The sequence below is a fragment of the Lentzea sp. NPDC005914 genome, from assembly GCF_040629405.1.
Taxonomy (GTDB): domain Bacteria; phylum Actinomycetota; class Actinomycetes; order Mycobacteriales; family Pseudonocardiaceae; genus Lentzea.
Window position 1 is genome coordinate 212,588 of sequence record NZ_JBEXVQ010000008.1, and the last position, 17,913, is coordinate 230,500.

The 17,913-nt window shown below is 67.0% G+C and carries 17 protein-coding genes; 10 read left to right on the forward strand and 7 right to left on the reverse strand.

What is annotated here, in order from left to right; all coding sequences use genetic code 11:
- The first annotated feature begins 178 nt into the window (after window positions 1–178).
- Genes ABZ345_RS14160 through ABZ345_RS14170 form a run of 3 tightly spaced genes read left to right on the forward strand, consistent with a single transcriptional unit; the run spans window position 179 to window position 2,545 of the window.
- Window positions 179–949: a Tat pathway signal sequence domain protein gene (locus ABZ345_RS14160; RefSeq protein ID WP_359847237.1), complete on the forward strand. Its 771-nt coding sequence runs from the start codon at window positions 179–181 to the stop codon at window positions 947–949.
- Window positions 949–1,914, forward strand: a complete 966-nt coding sequence (locus ABZ345_RS14165; RefSeq protein ID WP_359847240.1) for a DUF3500 domain-containing protein — start codon at window positions 949–951, stop codon at window positions 1,912–1,914. The genes ABZ345_RS14160 and ABZ345_RS14165 overlap by 1 nt, the downstream gene beginning before the upstream one ends.
- Window positions 1,892–2,545 carry an endonuclease V gene (locus ABZ345_RS14170; protein ID WP_359847242.1) on the forward strand — a complete coding sequence of 218 codons (654 nt, stop codon included), beginning with the start codon at window positions 1,892–1,894 and terminating at the stop codon, window positions 2,543–2,545. Before ABZ345_RS14165 ends, ABZ345_RS14170 begins: the two co-directional genes overlap by 23 nt.
- Here ABZ345_RS14170 and lspA read toward each other — a convergent pair.
- From lspA to ABZ345_RS14195, 5 genes are all read right to left on the reverse strand, one after another.
- Window positions 2,517–3,002, reverse strand: coding sequence for a signal peptidase II (lspA, locus tag ABZ345_RS14175; RefSeq protein WP_359847245.1), 486 nt, complete (start codon window positions 3,000–3,002; stop codon window positions 2,517–2,519). The two genes, ABZ345_RS14170 and lspA, sit on opposite strands and share 29 nt — an antisense overlap.
- Window positions 3,003–3,065: 63 nt before the next feature.
- Window positions 3,066–3,539: a hypothetical protein gene (locus tag ABZ345_RS14180; RefSeq protein WP_359847248.1), complete on the reverse strand. Its 474-nt coding sequence runs from the start codon at window positions 3,537–3,539 to the stop codon at window positions 3,066–3,068.
- Window positions 3,540–3,572: 33 nt separating this feature from the next.
- Complete coding sequence (locus ABZ345_RS14185; RefSeq protein ID WP_359847251.1) at window positions 3,573–6,569, reverse strand: glycoside hydrolase family 38 C-terminal domain-containing protein; 2,997 nt, start codon at window positions 6,567–6,569, stop codon at window positions 3,573–3,575.
- Window positions 6,559–7,854, reverse strand: coding sequence for a 6-phospho-beta-glucosidase (locus ABZ345_RS14190; protein ID WP_359847254.1), 1,296 nt, complete (start codon window positions 7,852–7,854; stop codon window positions 6,559–6,561). Before ABZ345_RS14190 ends, ABZ345_RS14185 begins: the two co-directional genes overlap by 11 nt.
- Entirely contained in the window at window positions 7,851–8,624 is a 774-nt protein-coding gene (locus ABZ345_RS14195; RefSeq protein WP_359847257.1) for a DeoR/GlpR family DNA-binding transcription regulator, read from the reverse strand. Before ABZ345_RS14195 ends, ABZ345_RS14190 begins: the two co-directional genes overlap by 4 nt.
- Before the next feature lie 99 nt (window positions 8,625–8,723).
- Between ABZ345_RS14195 and ABZ345_RS14200 the strand changes: the two genes are divergently transcribed.
- From ABZ345_RS14200 to ABZ345_RS14225, 6 genes are all read left to right on the forward strand, one after another.
- Window positions 8,724–9,023 (forward strand): hypothetical protein, encoded by a 300-nt coding sequence (locus tag ABZ345_RS14200; RefSeq protein ID WP_359847260.1) that lies wholly within the window; start codon window positions 8,724–8,726, stop codon window positions 9,021–9,023.
- Window positions 9,024–9,025: 2 nt separating this feature from the next.
- Window positions 9,026–9,598 carry a PfkB family carbohydrate kinase gene (locus ABZ345_RS14205; protein WP_359847263.1) on the forward strand — a complete coding sequence of 191 codons (573 nt, stop codon included), beginning with the start codon at window positions 9,026–9,028 and terminating at the stop codon, window positions 9,596–9,598.
- Window positions 9,595–10,800, forward strand: a complete 1,206-nt coding sequence (locus ABZ345_RS14210) for an extracellular solute-binding protein (protein ID WP_359847266.1) — start codon at window positions 9,595–9,597, stop codon at window positions 10,798–10,800. Before ABZ345_RS14205 ends, ABZ345_RS14210 begins: the two co-directional genes overlap by 4 nt.
- A 13-nt stretch (window positions 10,801–10,813) precedes the next feature.
- Entirely contained in the window at window positions 10,814–11,680 is an 867-nt protein-coding gene (locus ABZ345_RS14215; protein WP_359847269.1) for a sugar ABC transporter permease, read from the forward strand.
- Window positions 11,677–12,480, forward strand: coding sequence for a carbohydrate ABC transporter permease (locus ABZ345_RS14220; RefSeq protein WP_359847272.1), 804 nt, complete (start codon window positions 11,677–11,679; stop codon window positions 12,478–12,480). The genes ABZ345_RS14215 and ABZ345_RS14220 overlap by 4 nt, the downstream gene beginning before the upstream one ends.
- A gap of 85 nt (window positions 12,481–12,565) precedes the next feature.
- Window positions 12,566–14,584: a helicase gene (locus tag ABZ345_RS14225; RefSeq protein ID WP_359847274.1), complete on the forward strand. Its 2,019-nt coding sequence runs from the start codon at window positions 12,566–12,568 to the stop codon at window positions 14,582–14,584.
- Here the strand turns inward: ABZ345_RS14225 and cutA are convergent.
- Window positions 14,567–14,881, reverse strand: a complete 315-nt coding sequence (gene cutA, locus ABZ345_RS14230) for a divalent-cation tolerance protein CutA (RefSeq protein ID WP_359847277.1) — start codon at window positions 14,879–14,881, stop codon at window positions 14,567–14,569. The two genes, ABZ345_RS14225 and cutA, sit on opposite strands and share 18 nt — an antisense overlap.
- Window positions 14,878–15,879, reverse strand: a complete 1,002-nt coding sequence (gene add / locus ABZ345_RS14235; protein WP_359847280.1) for an adenosine deaminase — start codon at window positions 15,877–15,879, stop codon at window positions 14,878–14,880. The genes cutA and add overlap by 4 nt, the downstream gene beginning before the upstream one ends.
- 107 nt (window positions 15,880–15,986) lie before the next feature.
- Here add and ABZ345_RS14240 point away from each other — a divergent pair, with 107 nt between their 5' ends.
- Window positions 15,987–17,786 (forward strand): Xaa-Pro dipeptidyl-peptidase, encoded by a 1,800-nt coding sequence (locus ABZ345_RS14240; protein ID WP_359847283.1) that lies wholly within the window; start codon window positions 15,987–15,989, stop codon window positions 17,784–17,786.
- The last annotated feature ends 127 nt before the right edge of the window (window positions 17,787–17,913 follow it).

The following is a 17,913-nucleotide window of genomic DNA, read 5'->3' on the forward strand; positions in this document are numbered from 1 at the left end:
TAAGATTTTTAACACCTAATCCTGCGGCTGTCGAGCGCTGGTCACAAGTCGAGACCTCCCACGGCCCGACCCAGAAGATTGACTCTGAAGTCAGCCAATGATGTGATCACGCCCGCACCCGAGATGGTGCAGACCTTTTCCCTAAATCCGCCGCCATGGATGTTGGGGAGGAACGAGCGTGGAGATCTCTCGGCGTTCGGCGTTGATCGGTGGGGCGGCGGCAGTGCCGCTGCTCGCGGCCGGGTCCGGGTTCGCGCAGGCGGCCACCTGGAAGCTCAAGTGGAGTCCGCAGGCGAACAAGGACGGGCTCGGCGCCTTCGAGGGCGTCGAGGACGACCGGGCCGGCTCGCATCCAGGCACCAAGCACATCTACGTGTCGGGCAGCGACTACCGGTTCGACATGCACACCCGCGACCGGGACACGTCGACCGACCGGCAGCGCAACGAGGTCCGCGGCATGAAGGCGGGCGGTCAGAACCTCGAGATCGACAACGGTGAGACGTGGAAGTGGACCTACTCCATGTTCATCCCGAGCTCGCTGAAGTCGACGACGTCGTTCACTCACATCATGCAGACGAAGATGCCCGGCCTCGGCTCCGCGCCCGTGACGGTCATGTCGCTGCGCCGCACCGGCGGTGTGCAGAAGATCGAGTTCAAGATCACCGAGGGCAACGTGCTCGTCGGCGACGTCGACCTCGAACCACTGCACAACAAGTGGATCGACACCGAGGTGGAGATCAAGGTCGGCAACGGCACCGGGCGCGTCCGCTGGGTCGTGCGCGAGGGCGGCCGGACGGTGCTTGACGCGACGAAGAACAACGTCGACACGTGGCTCGACGACCGCTTGCGCCCGAAGTGGGGCATCTACCGCTCGCTCGGCGACACCTCGGGCTCACTGCAGAACTGCTACCTGCTGCTCCGCAACCTCAAGGCCTATAAGTTCGAATGATGCTGCACGACGTCACTGACGCCACGCACCAATATATTAGCCTGCTCGCCGGTGACCAGCGCGAACACGGTATTCGCGCGGTCACCGACGACGACCTGAGACACCGCTGGGCGTATACACCCGGTACACGAGCCGGCCTCGTGCTGGGCGAGCTGCGGCGTGACCAGCGCAAGGCTGTACACGGAATGCTGGCGACCGTCCTCAGTCCACATGCCTACGCGCAAGCGGCGGCGGTGATGGCGCTCGAAGACGTGCTCGACCACCGCGAGGGCGGCCACCGCGACCGGCACAGCGGTGACTTCTGGACGGTGCTCTTCGGCACGCCCGGCAGCGACGAACCGTGGGGCTGGCGTGTCGAGGGGCACCACCTGTCGGTGAACGTCGTCGTCGCCGACGGCCGTGTCTCGGCGACGCCGTTCTTCCTCGGCGCGAACCCGGCCCGCGTCACCTATCGCGGCCACGTCGTCGGCCAGCCGCTGCGCCTCGAAGAGGAACTCGCCCGCGAGCTCCTCGACCGCATGGGCCCGACCGCGCGCCGCCTGGCCGTCATGTCGGACACCGCGCCGCACGACATCCGCAGCGGCAACTCCCCGCGCGTCAGCCCGTCCGAACCGGTCGGCGTGACACCGGCGCAGCTGGGCAAGCCGGCGGGGGAGCTGCTCGTCGACCTCGTCCGCTTCTACCTGGACCGGCTCGCGTTCGAGCTCGCCGACGACGAGTTCGCGCGTATCGACCCGGACCGCCTGCACTTCTCGTGGGAGGGCTCGCTGCGCCGCGGCGAGGGCCACTACTACCGCATCCAGGGTCCGGAACTGCTCATCGAGTACGACAACACGGCCAACGAGGCCAACCACGTCCACACCGTCTGGCGTCGCCATTCGGGTGACTTCGGCGACGACCTCCTCGCCGCCCACTACGACGCGTCACGGCACACTGTCGCCCGTGGAGTGGCCCAGAACGGTTGAAGACGCCGTCGCGTTGCAAGAGCGCCTGCGCACCCAGGTGATCACCGACAGTGCCCCTGACCTGCGTGTAGACACCGTCGCAGGCCTCGACGTCGGCTACCGTAGCAATGACACGGTTGCGGGCGTCTGCGTGGTGTTCGACGCAAAGACGCTGGTCGTCCTCGACGAGGTGGTCGTCGAGGACACGGCGGACTTCCCATATATTGCCGGGCTCTTCGCGTTCCGGGAGATGCCGGTGCTGCTGCGGGCGCTCGATCAGGTGAAGGTCGCGCCGGACCTGTTGGTCGCGGACGGTCAGGGGCTCGCACACCCGCGCAGGTTCGGTCTGGCGTGCCATCTCGGTGTGCACACGGGCATTCCGAGCATCGGGGTCGCCAAGAACGCGATGGGCGAGTTCGAGCAGCCGGGCCACGCTCGCGGGTCGGTGAGCGACCTCGTCATGGACGGCGAGGTCGTCGGAAGGGCGTTGCGGACGCAGGACGGCGTGAAGCCGGTGTTCGTGTCCGTCGGCCACAAGATCGACCTGGACCGGGCGTGCGCCGAGGTACTGCGGCTCGCCCCGCGCTATCGCCTGCCTGAGACCACCCGCCGCGCGGACACGCTCACGAAGCAGGCTGCTTCGTCGGCGTGAAGCTCAGCAGCACGAGCAAGATCGCGCCGCAGACCAGCGCGATGTCCGCGACGTTGCCGACGAACCAGCCGTTGTAGTCGAGGAAGTCGACGACGTGCCCGCGCGCGAAACCCGGCGGCCGGAACAGCCGGTCGAGCAGGTGCGTCGTCGCGCCGCCCAGCATCAACGCGAGCGCGGCCGCCCGGAGCTTGGTCTGCGGCTGCAGGCCGTACCGCGCGAGCAGCACGACGGCGACGCCCGCGACGATGGTGAAGATCCACGTCGACCCCGCACCGATCGAGAACGCGGCGCCGGGGTTGTAGAGGAGCCTGAGCTGCAGGAACTCCCCGAGCACGGGAATGGGCGCGCGGCCGGTCAGCGCGCTCTCGGCCCAGTACTTCGTGGCCTGGTCCAGCAGCAGCACGAACACGGCGATGCCCATCACGAGCGGCACGCGGCGAGAGGTGGTGGTGTCCATTTGCGGACGAGCGTAGTTAAGGACACCATCGCTCGGCATCAGGCCCCACGGATCAGACCGCGCTCACGTCCTGTGCGCTGAACGCCTCGACGTCGTCGACATCAACCGCGGCGAGGAACTCCTCCTCCAGCGTCGCTGACCGTTCGTCGGTGTCGTAGTCGTTGCAGATGCGCCACCGTCCGTCCGTGCGTCGCGCATATATGTGGAAGCGGCGTAGAACGTGCGCACGTCGCCGTCGGCGCGCTTCGAAACGATCTTGAAGAAGCCTCGCTCGCTCGCGAGGTCGTTCGATGCGATGCGTTCGACGAACCGAAAGGAGATGGCCACCGAGTTGCTGCGGTCCGCGAGCCCGGCGAACCACTTCTCGGTCTGGTCGCAGTAGTCGGCGAACCCGAACACCTGCTTGGTCTGGCCGCCTGCGCGGATCAGCTCGGGCGCGTGCAGGTCCAGGAAGGCCGCCGCGTCCAGCGTCGAGTAAGCCAGCTTGAACGGATGCCAGATGTCGTCGTTGAGCTGCCGCAACAGGTCGGTGTCCACGCTGCCGAAGCTAGCGCGGACACCGCCTGGACCTCACTCGGTTATTTCGCGGCGTTCCATTCTCAGGGTCAGAATTTGGAACGGCCGCAGCTCGATGTCCTCCAGCGACACGGTCCGTTGCGGTCGCTCGAGCAGATCTGTCACCTGCGCGCGTACGCACTCGAAACCAGGCGTCAGCGTGAACCGCGCCCGTCCGCCGAGGCACTCGTACAGCCGGACGACGACGTCACCGGACCTGTCGTCGGCGAGCTTCACCGACTCGACCGCGACGGCATCGGAGTCGATGGACACCAACGGCCGGAGGTCGGCCGAGCCAGGCAATACGCGCAACGGCAGGTTCAGCGCGTAGCCCTCCGCGAGAGTGTCGCCGATGCTCGCGCCAGGCAGCAGTGCATAACGGAACCGGTGCATCCCTTGGTCCGCGTACGGGTCTGGGATGTGCGGCGCGCGCACGAGACTCAACCGCACGACGGACGCACGTCCGTGCCGTGTGATGTCGTGGCCGTAGGTGGAGTCGTTGAGCACGCCGACGCCGAAGCCCGGTTCGGCGACGTGGACCCACCTGTGCGCGTACACCTCGAACCGCGCGGCGTCCCAGCTGGTGTTGGTGTGGGTCGGGCGGTGGACGTGCCCGAACTGGATCTCCGCGGCGGATCGTTCGGCGTGGACGTCCAGCGGGAACGCCGCTTTGAGGATCTTCTCCGACTCGTGCCAGTCGATCTCGGTGTCGACGTCGATGCGCTTTGATCCGGCGTTGAGCGAGATCAGCTGCGTGACCTTCGAGCGGCCGAACGAGCGGACGACTCTGACCGTGGCGCGCAGAGGACCGTGGTCTTCGAACGTCACCTCGTCGGCGTCGACGAGGTCGGTGTGCTTGCGCTGGTAGTGCGCGTCGATGTCCCAGGCGTCCCAGTAGTTCGGGAAGTCGGGGTGGAGCTGGAGCAGATTGCCCGGCCCGGCCAGGGTTTCGCGGCCATCGGTGATGACCGACGTCATCAGGCCGTTCTCGTCGAACTCGACGCGCACCAGGCCGTTGTCGAGCACACGGCCGTTGATGGTGACCGGGTTCTTGGGTTCGCCTTCGGTGCCGATGCCGGACGCGGGTGCGGTTGCGAAGATCGGCTTGCCGTCCTGGAGGACGACTTCGGCGCGGTCGCGGGGGCTCGTGTTGAACACGCCGCCGCCGAGCGACTCCTGGGCTTGACGCGTGATCTTGGTGAGGCGTTCCGCGACGTCGGCGTAGGTCTGCTCGGCCTCCTGATGCACCCACGCGATGGAGTTGCCTGGGAGGATGTCGTGGAACTGGTGCAGCAGCACGGTTTTCCATAGCCCGTCGAGGTCGTCGTACGGGTAGTCGTGTCCGTTGTGGACCGCGGCGGTGGCGGCCCACAGTTCGGCCTCTCGCAGCAGGTGTTCGCTGCGACGGTTGCCGGCCTTGGTGCGCGACTGCGTGGTGTAGGTGGCGCGGTGCAGTTCCAGGTACAGCTCGCCCGACCACACCGGCGCGTCCGGGTACTCGGCCTGAGCCTTGCGGAAGAACTCGTGCGGTGGCTCGATCTCGACCTTGGGGGAGCCTTCGAGGTTCCTGAGGCGGCGGGCGCGTTCGACCATGTCCCTGGTGGGGCCGCCACCGCCGTCGCCGAAGCCGAACGGCAGCAGCGACCGGGTGCCGCGGCCCTTCTCGGCGTAGTTGCGGACGGCGTGGGAGAGCTCCTTGCCGAGGATCTCCGCGTTGTAGGTGTCGACGGGCGGGAAGTGCGTGAAGACGCGGCTGCCGTCGATGCCCTCCCACCAGAACGTGTGGTGCGGCAGCTTGTTCGTCTGATTCCACGACAGCTTCTGGGTGAGAAACCACTTCGCGCCCGCGAGGGTGGCGAGCTGCGGGAACGCTGCCGTGTAGCCGAACGAGTCGGGCAGCCAGACCTCCTCGCACTCGATGCCGAACTCGTCGAGGAAGAAGCGCTTGCCGTGGGTCAGCTGCCGGGCGAGGGCTTCGCCGCCGGGGAGGTTCGCGTCGGACTCGACCCACATGCCGCCGACCGGGCGCCACTGGCCGTTCTTCGCGGCCTGCTGGATGCGTTCGTAGATCTTCGGCTGGTTCTCCTTGACCCACGCGTATTGCTGGGCTTGGGAGGCGGCGAACACGAACTCCGGGTACTGGGTGGCGAGCCAGGTGACGTTCGCGAAGCTGCGGGAAGCCTTGCGCACCGTCTCTCGCAGCGGCCACAGCCAGGCGGAGTCGATGTGGGCGTGACCGATCGCCGACAACGTGTGCGCGCTCGCGTGAGCCGGCCTGCTCAGGACGTCGACGAGTTCGTCGCGCGCCTGCTGTGCCGTGGTCGGCACGTCATGCGGGTCGAGGGCGTCGAGCGACCGTTCGATGGCGCGCAGGATCTCGTGGCGGCGCGGGTCGTCGAGGGACAGCTCCAGCATCAGGTCCCGGAGCACCTCAAGGTCGAGGCTCAGGTGCCAGACGGTCTCGTTCAGCACCGCGAGTTCAGCCTTGTCCAGCCGGTACATCAGGGCCGGCGGCGCGGTCTTCTTGTCGCCGAACGGGGTGGGCTGGAAGTCGTGCTTGAGAATGTCCGGGTTCGCCGCCGCCTCGATGAGGAACTCGACTGATATATCGGATACGGGAACATGCTTGTTGCGCGGTGCGACGCCCTTGATGGGCGTTCCATCCAGCTTGTATACAAGCGCTTCGGCCTGGTTGCCTGGCCAGGCGTCCTCGAACCCGAGGTCGAAGACGGCCTCGACGTGCTCGCCGCTCCACTCAGGTGGCACGGTCGCCTTCACCCGGAACCACGTCGTCGACCACGGCGCGCCCCACCAGTCGCCGATCTTGAACGGCTCCCATGCGGCGTCTTCCATCGCCTGCGCGAACGGGATCGGCTCATCCGGCACCCGCCACATCTCGACGGTGAACGGCACAGCCGATTGATATCCAGGCGACTGATATATCGCCGGGATGACGCGGGTCGTCAACGCCCGCGACAGCCGGTCCTCGACGAGCCGCCGGTCATCGTGCACGGAAGACTCCAGACAGGAACGGGTGGGTGTCGACGATCTTGCGAGCCACGCTGACGGAGTCGACGAGCGGATGCAGCGCCAAGGCCTTCACCGCGTGTGCGCGTTCGCCGCTGATCGCCGCCTGGATGGTGGCGCGTTCGACGGCCTTGAGCGCCGTGACGAGTCCGACGCCGTCGTCGGGCACCTGGCTGACCGCGACGGGCCGCGCGCCGTTGGCGTCGACGAGACTCGGCACCTCGACGATGGCGTCGGCGTCCAGGCATGACAACGTTGTCTTGTTCGGCACGTTGAGGATCAGCGTCGTGCATTTGTCGGACGCGATGGCGTGCATCAGATCGAGCGCTACCTGCTCGTAGCCGCCGCCATCGAGGTCGTCGGTGTCGCGTTCGTCGTCGCGCGTTTCGGCCATGTACGTCTGCTCCCGTTCGAGACGGGTTCGCTCCCAGCTCTCCAACGACGGTGCCGCGTAGAACTGCTTCTGCTGCTCCAGCAGGAACGCCCCGCGTGACGCGCCGGACTCCACCGCCTCGCGCGTGAAGTAGTAGTAGTGCAGGTACTCGTTCGGGATGGCGCCCAACGTCCGCAGCCACTCCGCCCCGAAGAGCTTGCCCTCCTCGAACGACTCCAGCCGTTCGGCGTCGGCGAGCAGGTCAGGCAGCATGTCGTGCCCGTGCACGTGAACGCCTCGCAGCCAGCCGAGGTGGTTCAGCCCGGCGTAGTCGAGCCACGCGTCCTCAAGATCGGCACCGACGGCGCGCGCCACTCGCCGGCCGAGCCCGACGGGGGAGTCGCAGATGCCGATGACGCGGTTGCCGAGGTGGGCCGACATCGCCTCGGTGACCATGCCGGCGGGGTTGGTGAAGTTGATAACCCACGCGTCGGGCGCGTGAACTGATATACGACGTGCGATGTCGAGCGCGACAGGCACGGTACGCAGCCCGTATGCAACGCCACCCGCGCCGACCGTCTCCTGCCCGAGCACGCCGCACGCCGCCGCGACGCTCTCGTCGGCCGCGCGACCATCGAGCCCGCCGACCCGGATTGCCGAGAACACGAAATCCGCGCCCCGCAGTGCCTCGTCGAGATCGGTCGACGTCGTCACGGTGGGCGCATCCGATATATCAGTCGCGAGCTCGGCCAGGACGCCGCCGACGGCCGCGAGCCGAGCGGCGTCGAGGTCGTGCAGCACGACCTCGGTGACACGGCCGGGCGACCGATCGGCGAGCAACGCGCGGTATACCAGCGGTACGCGGAAGCCGCCGCCGCCGAGGATGACCAGCTTCATGCCGTAACCACGTCCACTTCGGCCTCCTGCAGTGCGAGCCGCGTCGCCGGATCGGCCGACGCGGTCGTGACGACGACGTCGAGGTCGTCGGGTCCGCAAACGCGTGCGACGCCCACGCCGGGGAACTTCCCGCCGTCAGCGACGAGCACGACCTGGTCCGCGGCCTTGATCATGGCGCGCTTGAGCGGCACCTCGACGAGCGTCGTGTCCATGACGGCGCCGTCGCCCCGCACCCCGCTGGTGCCCAGGAACAGCCGGCCCGCGTGGACCTGCCGCAGGTTGTCCTCGGTGAGGAACCCGACCAGTGAGTGGTAGCGCCGCCGCACCATGCCGCCGAGCAGGACGAGCTCGATGTCGGCGTCGTCGCGCAGTTCGTCGTACACGGCGAGGTTGCTCGTGATGACGGTGATCCGCTTGCCGTGGAGGTGGTGGGCGAGCCGATGCATCGTCGTGCCGATGTCGAGCAGCACGGTCTCGCCGTCCTGAACCATGACGGCGGCTGCGCGCGCGACGGCGTCCTTGTCCTCGGCGCGCTCAGTGGCCACTTCGGCGAACGGATCGTCAACGTCCTCACTGTCGATGTCACCGCTGCTCAGCGTCATCGCCCCGCCGTACACACGGGTCAGCTTGCCGTCGGCATCGAGCTGTTCGAGGTCGCGCCGAATCGTCGCCTGGCTGACGCCGAGCTTGTCGGCGAGCGAGCGCACCTCGCTCGGCCCGTCCGCGCGCAGAGTGCGCAGGATCTGCTCGCGTCTGCTCTGGGGAAGCATGCCGCCACCGTACAACCAAAGTCGCGCAGACTTGAGCACACTATTGCCAACTTGTGCATGCCTGGCGCACGCTCTTGCGCAACCTTGGAAGGGGGCAGCGTGTGCCATGTCGGGGATGACAACGATGTCTACCTGTCCGGACTGCTCTTCTACGACCTGGTCTTCACCGGATTGCCCAAGCCGCCGAGACCGGGCGAGGAGCTCTGGACCGGCGGCATGGCGAGCGGACCAGGCGGTATCGCTAACTTCGCCGTCGCTCTCGCCCGCCTCGGCACCCGGCCGGTGCTGGCTGCAGCGTTCGGCGACGACGCCCACGGCACCCTCTGCTGGACTTCCTCACGAACGAAGGCGTCGACCTCACCTGGTCCCGTCGCTTTGCGGACTGGGCGACGCCGGTGACGGTGGCGTTGTCGTATGACGACGACCGCGCCCTCGTCACCCATGGCACGCCGCCGCCCGCGTTGCACACGACCGCACCTTCGACGAAGGCGTCGATCGTGCACCTCGATCCCGTCGCCGATATATCAGTTTCGGATCTTCCGGGGCTGGTCTTCGCCGACGTCGGCTGGGATCCGACGCACCAGTGGCGGCCGGAACTGCTGCGCCAACTTGAGCACTGTCATGCGTTCATGCCCAACGAGGTGGAGGCGATGGCTTACACGCGCACCGATACATCGTGGAACGCACTGAAGAAGCTTGCCGACGTCGTCCCGATCGCGGTCGTCACAAGAGGTGCACGGGGTGCACTGGCAGTGGACAACGTGACCGGCGAGCACGCCGAGGTTGACGGAGTCAACGTCGACAGCGTCGACAGCACTGGCGCCGGTGACGTGTTCGGCGCGGCGTTCGTCCACGCGACGTTGACCGGTATGCCGTTGAGCGAGCGCCTCCAGTTCGCCAACAAGGCCGCCGCGATCTCGGTGCAAAGGCCCGGCGGTGCGACAGCCGCTCCGACCCTGAGTGAACTCTCATGAACAGGCGGGCGTTCCTCGCGCTGATGGGCCTGGCCGCGGCAGGGTGCGCGGCCGAGTCCCGCGACGGCATGACGTTGTGGATGTGGTCGGGCGGTCTGAGCGAGAAGTCGCTTGAAGAGGCCACGACCAGGTTCCCCGGACTGCGACCGCTCAAGGCCGGCGCGCAGTTCAAGGCGAAGCTGATGACGAACCTCGCCGGCAAGTCCCACGTCCCCGACATCACCGGTCTCAAAGGCGAGGACATCTCCGCGTTCTTCCCGAACGCCGACGAGTTCGTCGACCTTCAGACGCTCGGCGCGGACAAGCTCAAACCGGGGTACCTCGATTGGAAGTGGAAGCAGGGCATCACCGCGGAAGGCCGCATGATCGGCTTCCCGATCGACACCGGCCCCACCGGCCTCTACTACCGCCAGGACGTCTTCGACCGCCACGGCGTCAAAGCCGAGAGCATCCGCACATGGGAGGACTACTTCGACGCCGGCGTCGTGCTGAAGCCGAACGCGTCGATGATCCTCAACCTTCGCCTCGTATACAACATGGCGATGGCGCAGTCGAAGCGCCAGCTCGTCGACGAGAACAAGCAATATATCGGTGGCGACGACCACGTCCGGCACGCCTGGGACCTGGCCATCAAGGCGCACCGGCTCGGCGTCAACGCCGCCATGCAGGACGGCAGCCCCGACGTCAACGCCGCCCTCACCACCGGCGAGGTCGCGAGCATGATCGGTGCGTCCTGGGCGGCCGCCGACCTGAAGTCCGGCGCACCGGACTCGAAGGGGCTCTGGCGCGTCGCCTCGACTCCCGGCGGCGCGGCGAACTGGGGCGGCTCGTTCCTCAGCATCACCAAGTACTGCCGCGAACCCGCGAAGGCGTTCGAGATCGTCACCTGGCTGCTCACCCCGGAGCAGCAGGTACGCGGCTTCCTCGAGCTCGGCCTGTTCCCGTCCACACCGGACGCGTTCGCAAGCCCTGATCTGCGGCAGCCGGACGACTTCTTCGGTGGCCAGGTCATCGTCGACACGTTCGCGGAGTCGGCGAAACAGGTGCCGGTCGCGTACATGAGCCCGTGGGAGCCACGGCTCGCGCAGCTGTTCTACGACGAGCTCGCCAACGTCGAAACCGTTGGCAAACCACCCGAGGAGGCGTGGCGCGACGTGCAGCACAAGGCCCGCAGGATTGCCGACCACGTGGGGCTGACATGAGGAGGTGCCGGCTGTGAGGAAGTACCTGCCGCAGTACCTCGCGATCTCGCCGTTCTTCCTGCTGTTCGGCGTGTTCGGGCTGTTCCCGATGGTGTTCCTCGCCTACCTCGCGTTCCACACGTGGGACGGCATCGGCGAGATGAAGTTCGTTGGCCTCGACCAGTTCAAGTTCCTGGTGACCGACGACATCTTCTGGCTCTCTCTCGTGAACACCCTCGAGATATGGGTGATGTCAACGGTGCCGACGCTGTTCCTCGGCCTGGTGATCGCCTACGTGTTGCACTCGTCGGTGCGGTTCACGACCTTCTATCGGATCGCGTACTTCGTGCCGAGCGTGACGTCGCTCGTAGCCGTCGCGATCGTGTTCGGCTCGATCTTCAGCAGCCACTTCGGCCTGCTCAACGCCGTCCTGGAGTGGATCGGCGGCGGCGCCGTACCGTGGCTGACGAGCGAGTGGGGCATCAAGGTCGCGATCTCGGCGCTGATCGTGTGGCAGTGGACCGGCTACAACGCGATCATCTATCTCGCCGGGCTGCAGGCCATTCCGGGCGACGTGTTCGACGCGGCCACTGTGGACGGTGCGAGTCGCTGGCAGACGTTGTGGCGCATCGTGATCCCGATGATGAAGCCGGTGATCCTCTTCACCGTGATCGCGTCGACGATCGGTGGGCTGCAGACGTTCACCGAGGCCCAGATCCTCGTCGGCGAGGAGGGCGGCCCGGGACAGTCCGGCCTGACGATGGTGCTCTACCTCTACCAGCAGGCGTTCAAGCACAACGACTTCGGCTACGGCGCGACGATCGGCGTCGGGCTGTTCGTGGTCATCCTGCTGTTCTCGCTCATCAACTGGAGGCTCGTGCAGCGAGGGGAGAGGCCGTGAAGCGCCACGTCGTGCTGGTCCTGGGCGTGCTGGTGTCGCTGTTCCCGTTCTACTGGATGGTCGTCATGGCGACCAATACGACGGAGAACATCCTCAAGTTCCCGCCCGCGCTGACACCGGGCGGCGAGCTGCTCGTGAACGCCGGCAAGGTGTTCGAGGAGATCGACTTCTTCGGGTCGATGCTGAACACCGTGCTCGCGGCCGTCGGCGCCACGGTTCTGGTGCTGGTCTTCGACTCGCTGGCGGCATTCACGTTCGCCAAGTTCCGCTTTCCCGGCCGCAATGCGCTGTTCGTGCTGCTTCTCGGCACGATGATGATCCCGCCGCAGCTCTCGGCCATCCCGCAGTTCGTCGTGATGGCGCAGCTCGGCTGGGTCGGGTCGTTGAAAGCGTTGATCGTGCCCGCGGTGATCAACGCGTTCGGCATCTTCTGGATGCGTCAGTACATTTCAGGTGCGGTGCACGACGAATTGCTGGAGGCGTCGCGGCTCGACGGCTGCGGATTCTTCCGACAGTACTGGCACGTCGGACTGCCGGTGGTGCGTCCGGCGCTCGCGTTCCTCGGGATCTTCACGTTCATCAGCGTGTGGAACGACTACCTGTGGCCGCTCGTCGTCCTCGTCGACCCGGACCAGGTGACGCTGCAGGTGGCGTTGGGCCAGCTCAACCGCACACACGACACCGACTACGGCATGCTGATGGCGGGGACTGTGCTCGCGGTGATCCCGCTGCTGATCGTCTTCCTCATCGGCGCACGCAATTTCATCGCAGATCTCGCAAAGGGTGCCGTGCGCGGCTGAACTGTGATACAAAGAATGGCTTTGTATTTTCGGAATGAATTTTCCGGGAAGACAGAACTATTGTATCACAGGGGGCAAGGTGTTGGTGAGCGAACAGGCACGGATCACCTCTCTGTATGAAAAGCTCGATCTGGAACGGAACAAAGCGGCCGCTGACCTTGCGGCCGCGCTGCGGGACGTCACCACCCAGAGGTTGGACCGCGAAGCCGCCGTGAACGTGCTGACCAGGGAGGTCGGGAAGTACCGCGCGGCGGAGACGGGTCTGGTCTTCGGCCGGATCGACTCGGAAAAAGGCGAGTGCGCCTACATCGGACGCGTCGGCTTGTTCGACGACGAGTTCGAACCGCTGCTGCTGGACTGGCGGGCGCCGGCGGCACGGCCGTTCTACACCGCGACCGCCGCGAACCCGGAAGGCCTGGTGCTGCGGCGCCACTTCCGCGTCCGCGACCGGGAGCTGCGCGACTTCCACGACGACGAGCTGCTGAGTGACACGACGGCACTGCTCGACGCCCTCAACGCGCCGCGGACCGCGACGATGCGCGACATCGTCTCGACCATCCAGGCCGAGCAGGACGAGATCATCCGATACTCGGGTCCCGGCGTGCTGGTGATCGAGGGTGGCCCCGGCACCGGCAAGACCGCCGTGGCCCTGCATCGCGTGGCATACCTGCTGTATACGCGTCGTGAACGCCTGTCGCGGCACGGTGTGCTGATCGTCGGCCCCAACACCGGTTTCCTGCGCTACGTCGGCGACGTCCTGCCGTCGCTGGGGGAGACCGACGTCGCGTTCGGGACACCCGGCGAGCTCTATCCCGGCGTCATTGCGGACGTCGAGGACACACCGTCGTTGCAACGGCTGAAAGGCGATATATCAGTTCTGGACCTGCTGGCCGTCGCCGTCGCCGACCGGCAGGAGCTTCCCGACGAGCCCATCGAGATCGAGCTGGAGGACGTCGTTGTCCCGCTCGACGCGCACGTCGCCGCCGTTGCGCGTGAGAAGACGCGCTACTACGGGCTGCCGCACAACGCCGCCCGCAAGTACTTCTTCCTCGCGCTCGCCGAGGAGCTTGTCGCGCCGGCGTTGCGGCTGATCGGCGTCGACTGGCCGGAGATCGAGGAGGACGTGCGCCACGAACTCCGCCACAGCACCACGTTGCGCGACGCCGTCGACAGGTTGTGGCCGCAGCTCACCCCGGAGCAGCTGCTCGCCGACCTGTACAGGGGCCGGTGCTTCCGGATCGGCGTGCCCGAGCTGTACCGGGAGGACGCCGACGCGTGGACGGTGTCCGACGTGCCGTTGCTCGACGAGCTCGCCGAACTGCTCGGGTCAGATGGCGCTGCTGAGCGTGCCGCACGACGTGAGGAGGAGGAACAGCTCCAATACGCACGCGGCGTCATGGACGTCCTGTCGATCGACGAACGCGCGGACGACGACGAGTACATCGTCACCGACTTCGTCAACGCGGATGTACTAGCCGTCCGGCACGAGGAGCGTGACCACCGCTCTCTTGCCGAACGAGCCGCCGACGACCGCACGTGGACTTACGGCCACGTCGTCGTCGACGAAGCGCAGGAACTGTCCGCAATGGACTGGCGCGTGCTGCTGCGCCGGTGCCCCAACAGGTCGATGACCGTCGTCGGCGACCTGGCCCAACGCCAGGCGGCAGGCGGCGTGCGGAGCTGGGGTTCGGTGTTCGACCGGTTCACCTACCGTCGGCTGGAGGTCAACTACCGCACGCCCGGCGAGATCATGGCCGTCGCCACCCCGGTCCTGAAGCTCGTCGACCCCGACGCGTCCGCGCCCGTGTCGGTGCGCAGGACCGGCGTCCGCCCGTGGGCCCGCCGCGTCACTGATATATCGGCGGCGGTGCGCGACGAGCTCGACGCGCACGCCGTTGCACGCAGTGGACGCACGATCGCTGTCATCGGTGGCGACTGGATGCAGCCGCGCGCGTCGAAGGGGCTGGAGTTCGACGTCGTCCTCGTCGTCGAACCGCAACGCATGTCGCCCAGCGAGCTGTACGTGGCGCTGACGAGGGCGACGCAACAGCTCGGCGTTTTGCACACCGAGCCGTTGCCGCGTCACCTACGAGGTCTCCTCTGAGACCCACGCGAGGTAATCGTCGTTGCCCCCGATCACGGGGGTGACGACGACCTCGGGCACGTCATAGGTGTGATGCGCCTTGATATGCGCGACGAGTTCGTCGGCGCGGATGGCGGACGTCTTCACGACGCACTGCCATTCCGCGTCGACGCGCACCTCGCCGTCCCACCGGTAGACGCTGCGAATCGGCGCGATCTGGACGCACGCGCCGAGCCGTGCCTCGACGATGCCCTTCGCCAACGACTCCGCGGCCTCGGCTGAGTCGACCGTCGTCGTCACCACACACGCACCGGTCATAGGGCGTCGATCTCCTTCAGCAGCTGGTCTTTCAGCTCGGCCGGCGCGAACGACGCCCGCACCGCCGCCCGCGCGAGTCCGGCGAGCTCGTCGCGGCCGAACCCGAACCTCTCGTGACACACCAGGTACTCGTGGTCGAGGTCGGTGTGGAACATGCCGGGGTCGTCGGTGCTGATCGCCACCGGCACCCCGGCCTCCACGAGCCGCGGCAGATGATGCTCGTCCAGCGACTTCACCGCGCCGGTGCGAATGTTCGACGTCGGACACACCTCGACGACGACGCCCTCGTCGGCGAGGTGGCGCAGCAACTCGGGATCCTGCACCGCGCTCACGCCGTGCCCGATCCGTTCGGCGCGCAGATCGTGCACCGCGGCCCAGATCTCGCTAGGCGGCGTCGTCTCACCGGCGTGGGGCACCATGTGCAGCCCGGCGTCGCGCGCCATCGCGAACGCCTCTCGGAATTTCGCCCGCGGCGAGTCCGACTCGAACCCGCCCAGCCCGAACCCGACCAGCCCCTCAGACCGGTACTCGGACGCGAACCGCGCACTCGTCATGCCCCAGTCGCGGTCCCAGATGCCAGGGATGTCGAAGATCCACTGCAGCGCCACGCCGTGCACGGCGAGCGCTTCCTCGCGGCCCGCCGCCAGTGCTTCGACGAGTTCATCGGGGGCGATGCCGGCCCGCAGATGACTCGTCGCGCTGATAGTCAGCTCTGCATATCGGATATTGGTTCGCGCCGCGTCGCGGGCGTATCCGACGACGAGAGTGCGGACGTCCTCGCCGGTCGTGACGAGGTCATTGACGACGCCGTACACGTTGATGAAATGCCGGAAGTCCGTGAACTCGTAGAACTTGCGCAACGTGGCCTCGTCGGTCGGCACCGGCCCGCCGGGGTGATTACGCGCGAGTGCGAGAACCGTGTCGAGAGAGGCCGCGCCCACGAGGTGGACGTGCAGCTCGGCCTTCGGCAGTGCGTGGACGAAGTCGGAAATGTGCACGGCCCATGCTCTCAGGTCAAGAGCCGTTCGACGGGTGACATGTCTTGCAGTCAAGGGGAAGGGTGCAGGGCGAATCCCTGTACCTGGCCTTGCATTGGGGGTGCCTCGTGAGGGGCGCACGAAGAGTCGCACTGCTGACAGCGGTGCTTGTCCTGCCATTCCTGCCGACGACCGCCCAAGCCGCCGAGGGACCGGTGTTCAAGGACGGCGAGGCGCAACCCGTCTTCGACCCGAAGGACGTGGTGAAGGAGAGCCTCTGGGTCCGGGCTCCGGTCGACAGCGACCGCGACGGCAAGGACGACGAGGTCTACACCGAGGTCGTCCGTCCGCGCGCCACCGAACGCGGCCTCAAGGTCCCGGTCGTCTACATGGTCAGCCCGTACTTCTCGGGCGGCAACGACGTCGCGAACCACAACGTCGACGTCGAGCTGTACGTGCCCGACAAGCGCGACGGCCGTTTGCTGAAAGCCTCCTCCGACGAACGCGTCACCGCGGCCCTCGGCCCGAACCCGATCACGTCGGCCCGTTACGAGGCCTACTTCATCGCGCGCGGGTACGCCGTCGTCTACGCGGAATCGCTCGGCACCGGCAAGTCAACGGGCTGTCCGACGACGGGCGACGTCAACGAGACGATCGGTGCGCGTGTCGTCGTCGACTGGCTCAACGGTCGTGCGTCCGCGCGGACGGCAACGGGCGAAGCCATCAAGGCGTCGTGGTCGACCGGAAAGACCGGCATGATGGGCGTCTCCTACAACGGAACGCTGCCCAACGCCGTCGCTTCCACGGGTGTGCGCGGTCTGGAAGCCATCGTGCCTATCGCGGCGATCTCCAGCTGGTACGACTACTACCGCGCCGACGGTGCCGTGGTCGCGCCTGGCACGTTCCAGGGCGAGGACGCCGACGTGCTCGCCGAGTACGTCTACACGCGCGCGGACAGGGAAATCTGCAAGCCGATCATCGCCGAGATCGCCAAGGACCAGGACCGCATCACCGGTGACTACAACAGGTTCTGGGACAAGCGGAACTACCTGAACGACGTCGGCAAGGTCCGCGCGGCCGTGCTCGCGGTGCACGGGCTCAACGACTCCAACGTCAAGATGACGCACGTCGAGCAGTGGTACTCGGCGTTGAAGAAGGTCGGTGTGCCGCACAAGATCTGGCTGCACCAGTCCGGGCACACGGACCCCGACACGCTGCGTTCGGTGGAGTGGCGGCGCACGCTGAACCGCTGGTTCACGCAGTACCTGTGGGGTCACCGCAACGGCATCGACAAGGAGCCGCGCGCGACGCTGCAGCGCGAGGACAAGACGTGGGTCGACGAGAAGGACTGGCCGGCTCCCGGCACGTCCGACGTGCGGCTGCGGCTGTCCCCCGGTGGTTCGGCGAAGGGCGGTCTCGGAATCCGGCCTGGTCACGGCGTGGAGAAGCTGACCGACGACGCGACGAAGACGGCGGAGTCGTTGATCGACCAGGCGTCCTCGCCCAACCGGCTGTCGTACGCCACGGAGCCGACGCAGAAGCCGGTGCGGCTGTCCGGAAAGTCGACCGCGCACCTGCGGATCGCCTTCGACAGGCCCGCGGCGAACGTGACGACGCTGCTCGTCGACCGGGCCCCGGACGGCAAGTCATACGTCATCACCCGCGGTTCGACCGATCCGCAGAACCGGGAGCGGCCGGACAGGACGTCGCCGATCAAGCCGGGCAAGTTCTACGACGTCGACGTGCCGATCGTGCCGGACGACTACGTTCTGCCGGCCGGGCACCGGCTCGAGTTCGTGCTGATCTCCAGCGACTACGACTACACGCTGCGCCCGAAGCCGGGTGCGGGCCTTTCGCTGGACCTCGCCTGCACGTCGGTCGAGCTGCCGGTCGTCGGTGGCTGGCGCGCGGTGTTCCAGGCGTTCTGACCGTGATGCCGCGCTTCGGTTGCTGATCGCCTGGGAACCGAAGCGCGGCAACCTACCACCCACCCCCGACAAAACCCCGCTCCCGAGCGGCCCAAGATCTCAACCTGTCCACAACCGCTGAGTTGTC

What these genes read in the sequence shown, in the direction of transcription:
- lspA (WP_359847245.1), bottom strand. Translation starts at nt 3,002, where the DNA reads ATGGACACCACCACCTCTCGCCGCGTGCCGCTCGTGATGGGCATCGCC.
- ABZ345_RS14195 (WP_359847257.1), bottom strand. Translation starts at nt 8,624, where the DNA reads ATGCTTCCCCAGAGCAGACGCGAGCAGATCCTGCGCACTCTGCGCGCG.
- ABZ345_RS14210 (WP_359847266.1), top strand. Translation starts at nt 9,595, where the DNA reads ATGAACAGGCGGGCGTTCCTCGCGCTGATGGGCCTGGCCGCGGCAGGG.
- cutA (WP_359847277.1), bottom strand. Translation starts at nt 14,881, where the DNA reads ATGACCGGTGCGTGTGTGGTGACGACGACGGTCGACTCAGCCGAGGCC.
- ABZ345_RS14190 (WP_359847254.1), bottom strand. Translation starts at nt 7,854, where the DNA reads ATGAAGCTGGTCATCCTCGGCGGCGGCGGCTTCCGCGTACCGCTGGTA.
- ABZ345_RS14165 (WP_359847240.1), top strand. Translation starts at nt 949, where the DNA reads ATGCTGCACGACGTCACTGACGCCACGCACCAATATATTAGCCTGCTC.